Source organism: Chelativorans xinjiangensis (assembly GCF_009812055.1).
In the GTDB taxonomy this organism is placed as follows: Bacteria; Pseudomonadota; Alphaproteobacteria; order Rhizobiales; family Rhizobiaceae; genus Chelativorans; species Chelativorans xinjiangense.
Window position 1 is genome coordinate 1 of sequence record NZ_WQNH01000102.1, and the last position, 4416, is coordinate 4416.

Below are 4416 nucleotides of genomic sequence, written 5' to 3' on the forward strand. Positions count from 1 at the left end.
GCTGCATCAGGAGGCCGGACAGATGGCAGCATCCGACATCGTGCCTACCGCCAAAAACTGCTTGCGTCCGAAGGGGCGTCCACAGATGCCGATCTGCTTACGGCCCCTCATTGAAATCCCGTCACACTTGTAACTCCCACCCAGCCCTTCGCCCGCGATAGCATCTTCGTGTCGCAAGCGTTGGAAACGGCGAATTCGACCGGAGGACCGGAAATGACGATGTTTGCAGCAACAGGGAAGGCCCATTCGCTGCTCGGGCCGGTGGTCGATATGGTCGGCTGGCTCGGGCTCGCCGCCGCTCCGATCTTCGCACTGATGGCCTGGATTTCCGCCGTCGGCTCGCCGGGCATGACAATATGCTCTGCCGCATCAGCGTTCGTGCCAATCAACGACATGGTCCTGATGTACTTTCTGATGAGCTTCTTTCAGCTATCACCGTGGCTGAAGCTCCTTTCAACCGTTCGCAGCGCCGCAACACCCCCATCACTCAAACCAGAGGAGACTGACAATGCAACACGCTGTTGCTTCACGCGATGACTGGCTGACGGCCCGCAGGGTCCTCCTGAAGGCGGAGAAGGAACTCACGCATCTTCACGACAAGGTCGCCCGAGAGCGGCGCGCCTTACCATGGGTGCGCATCGACAAAGAATACGTGTTTGATACGCTCGATGGCCCGCGCACGCTCGCCGATCTCTTCGACGGTCGATCGCAGCTTCTGGTACAACATTTCATGTTCGCGCCGGGATGGAAGCAAGGCTGCCCAAGCTGCTCCTTCATGGCCGACCACACCGACGGCATGAATATGCATCTGGCAAACCACGACGTCACGATGATCGCCGTCTCGCGCGCGCCGCTTGTCGAGATCGAGCGCTTTCGCAACCGCATGGGCTGGCAGTTCAGGTGGGTGTCCTCGAACGGCAACCCGTTCAACTACGATTTCCGGGTCAGTTTCACGTCCGAGGAGGTTGCCACTGGCCACATCGACTATAACTTCGGCGAATGGCGGGAGACTGGCGAGGAATGGCCTGGCGTGAGCGCCTTTTTCAAGGACGAAGCTGGCAATGTTTTTCACACCTATTCCGCTTTCGGCCGCGGTGTGGAGGTGATGATGGGCACCTACGCTATGCTCGACCTCGCACCGAAGGGGCGCAACGAGGCCGAGGGAATGGACTGGGTGCGCCACCACGATCGCTACGTGCAGCCACCCCGGGGAGCGGTGGAATGACGCCCAGATAGCAAACGAGGAATGAAGTAATTGCCGGGGCCCACCGGCGTCCCGGCAATTTGCCTTTCGTTTTTGTGAAACACTAGCTCGGACTCGCGCCCAGTAGTTGCAACGAGGCAGAACGAATCATGAGCCGCGTCCGGCCGCACGGCCAGCATTGAGTCCGGTGAAATTAGCACACACGCCGTCCACGAAGGCTCAATGTCAAATAGGGCTGAGAGCACGAACGGCCGCCAATGACTTTGAAAGCCTGGATTTTTGACGGGTCATGCGACGGTGCAACTTAATCGAGAATCTCATTGTCCCATCGACACGAGCACGATCCACGAGCCTTATTTGAGTCAAGCTCACGACTGGCAGCTTTGCGGAGAAGCCGCCCCAAAACTGCCAGTCTGCTTCCGGCCCATTCTCGTCGAGTAGCAGCCGGTCGGCAAGCGCCCAGACGCTCAAGTTACTTTCGTGGTTTCCTAAAAGCAGCCACTATGGAAGACACGGCTGCAAGTCTGCCTGGCTGGAGCAATTGCCTAACGCAGGGTCCATCGTCGCGAAGCGCATCGAGCCAGATATGCCGAGAGCCTCACAAATCCACCTGACCTGACAGATGTCTGGATATCTCGCACGATTGTCTATGCGCGCTACCTTTTCTTGCGCATGGCTTCATTGAGCATGTCGCCCAGGGAGCCGGTGCTGCGGGGAGCTTCCTGGGGTGCGCGCTGGTTGGTGCGGAGGGGCTGGTCGCGTTCACGCGGGGTGGTGTCTTCGATTTCCTTGCGCATTGTGAGGCCGATGCGCTTGCGCGCCACGTCGACTTCCACGACGCGAACCTTGACCACGTCGCCCGCGTTGACGACTTCGTGGGGATCTTTGACGAATCTGTCGGCCAGCTGGGAGACGTGCACCAGCCCGTCCTGATGCACGCCGATATCGACGAATGCACCAAAGGCGGCGACGTTCGTGACGGTGCCTTCCAGCATCATGCCGGGCTTAAGGTGTTTGATATCGTCCACGCCGTCGGCAAATGTCGCGGTCTTGAAGGAGGGGCGGGGGTCGCGCCCCGGCTTTTCGAGCTCCGAGAGGATGTCGCGCACAGTCGGCAGCCCGAAGCGGTCATCGACGAAGCTCTTCGGATCGAGGCCTGACAGGGCCGACTTGTCGCCCATGATGGTACGGAGATCGCGCCCGCAGGCGGCGACGATCCTGCGAGCCAGACCATAAGCTTCAGGGTGCACTGAGGATGCGTCGAGCGGCTCGGTGCCGTCGGTGATGCGCAGGAATCCGGCGCTCTGTTCGAAGGTGCGTTGGCCGAGGCGCGGCACTTCGAGCAACGCTTTGCGGGAGACGAACGGGCCATTGGCGTCGCGGTGAGTGACGATGGCTTCGGCCACGGACGGGCCAAGACCCGAGATGCGCGCGAGCAGCGGGGCGGAGGCTGTGTTGAGGTCCACGCCCACGGCGTTTACCGCGTCTTCGACCACGGCGTCGAGCGAGCGGCTAAGGCGGTATTGGTCGACGTCGTGCTGATACTGGCCAACGCCGATCGCCTTGGGCTCAATCTTGACCAGTTCGGCCAGAGGGTCCTGCAAACGGCGGGCGATGGAGACAGCGCCACGCAGTGACACGTCGAGATTGGGGAACTCGGCCGCGGCCAGCTCAGAAGCGGAATAGACCGACGCGCCGGCCTCGGAGACGATGACCTTGGTCGGCTTGGGCGCGGGTAAGCGCTCGATGAGGTCGGCGACCAGCTTTTCGGTTTCGCGGCTGCCGGTGCCATTGCCGATGGCGATGAGCTGCACGCCATGCTTCTTGATGAGCGCCTGAATGGCTGCCTGGGATCCCATCACGTCGTTGCGGGGCGGGAAGGGGTAGATGGTCTCTGTATCGAGCACCTTGCCGGTGGCGTCGATGACCGCGACCTTGACGCCGGTGCGGATGCCGGGATCGAGTCCCATGGTGGCGCGGGCGCCAGCGGGGGCCGCCAGCAGCAGGTCCTTGAGATTGCGGGCGAAAACGCCGATGGCCTCGACCTCGGCGCGCTCGCGCAGTTCGACCATCAGGTCGATGGAGAGCGAGACGCGGAGGCGCGTCCGCCAAGCCCAGCCGGCGACCTCGCGCAGCCATTTGTCGCCAGCGCCATTGCCTTGGGCATTGAGCGCGCCAGTGACGAGGCACTCGACGGGTTTGATCGGATCGGTGACGTGGGCATCCACCTCGATATCGAGGCTGAGGAAGTCTTCGTCGCGGCCGCGCATCATGGCGAGGGCGCGGTGGCCGGCGACCTTGTTCCAGCGTTCCGAATGGGCGAAGTAGTCGGAGAACTTGGCACCGCCTTCTTCCTTGCCCTTGAGCACCTTGGCGCTGAGCATGGCGTTGTCGCGCATATAGGCGCGGAGCTGGCCGAGCAGGGTGGCGTTTTCCGACAGGCCCTCGACGACGATGTCGCGCGCGCCTTCGAGCGCTTCCTTGGTGCCGGGCACTTCTTGGGTGATGTAGCCTTCGGCGAGCAGCACAGGATCGGCGCTGCGATTGGCAAGGATGCCTTCGGCCAGCGGGCCCAGACCGCGCTCGCGGGCAATTTCGGCCTTAGTGCGGCGCTTGGGCTTGAACGGCAGATAGAGGTCTTCGAGCTCGGCCTTGGTGGCGGCGCCGATGAAGGAGGCTGTGAGGTCGGGGGTGAGCTTGCCCTGCTCGTCGACGGATTTGAGGATCGCAGCGCGGCGGGATTCCAGCTCGCGCAGATAGGTTAGCCGCTCGGCCAGCAGGCGCAACTGCGTATCATCCAACCCGCCGGTAACTTCCTTGCGGTAGCGCGCGATGAACGGCACCGTCGCGCCGCCATCGAGCAGTTCCACGGCAGCGTGCACCTGATTGGGGCGGGCGGCGACTTCGGTGGCGATCTGGGCGGCAATGCGGGTGTCGAGTTGGGACATGAATCTACTTCTTGGTTCGGCTGGGGCGACCATAGTCGCCTCGGGTCGAAGATCACACCCAGCGCGGGACGATTTCCTCAATTGTGAGAATGGCGGCAGGCTTAGTGCCCACAGCGAGATCGAAGAATGCTGATGCCGCCCGGGAGCTAGTAGACTGTTTCCAGCCCCGACGCCGTCAGCAATGCGCCCAGAACTGAGTAGAGGCAAAGCCGGCTCTCAACCCCGTAGCTGCCGTCTGCCCTCCAGCCACCATAGCCAGCCACC

General features: G+C 62.3%; 3 protein-coding genes. 2 read left to right on the plus strand and 1 reads right to left on the minus strand.

What is annotated here, in order from left to right; translation table 11 throughout:
* The first annotated feature begins 213 nt into the window (after positions 1 to 213).
* Both GM910_RS26710 and GM910_RS26715 read left to right on the plus strand, forming a co-directional pair.
* On the plus strand, positions 214 to 537 hold the full coding sequence (locus tag GM910_RS26710; protein WP_246226402.1) for a hypothetical protein: 324 nt from the start codon (positions 214 to 216) through the stop codon (positions 535 to 537).
* The gene (locus GM910_RS26715) at positions 509 to 1225 is read left to right on the plus strand and encodes a DUF899 domain-containing protein (RefSeq protein WP_159593907.1); all 717 of its coding nucleotides are present in this window, start codon (positions 509 to 511) and stop codon (positions 1223 to 1225) included. The genes GM910_RS26710 and GM910_RS26715 overlap by 29 nt, the downstream gene beginning before the upstream one ends.
* A gap of 635 nt (positions 1226 to 1860) precedes the next feature.
* Here GM910_RS26715 and GM910_RS26720 read toward each other — a convergent pair.
* Positions 1861 to 4152 (minus strand): Tex family protein, encoded by a 2292-nt coding sequence (locus tag GM910_RS26720; protein ID WP_159593909.1) that lies wholly within the window; start codon positions 4150 to 4152, stop codon positions 1861 to 1863.
* Positions 4153 to 4416: the final 264 nt, after the last annotated feature.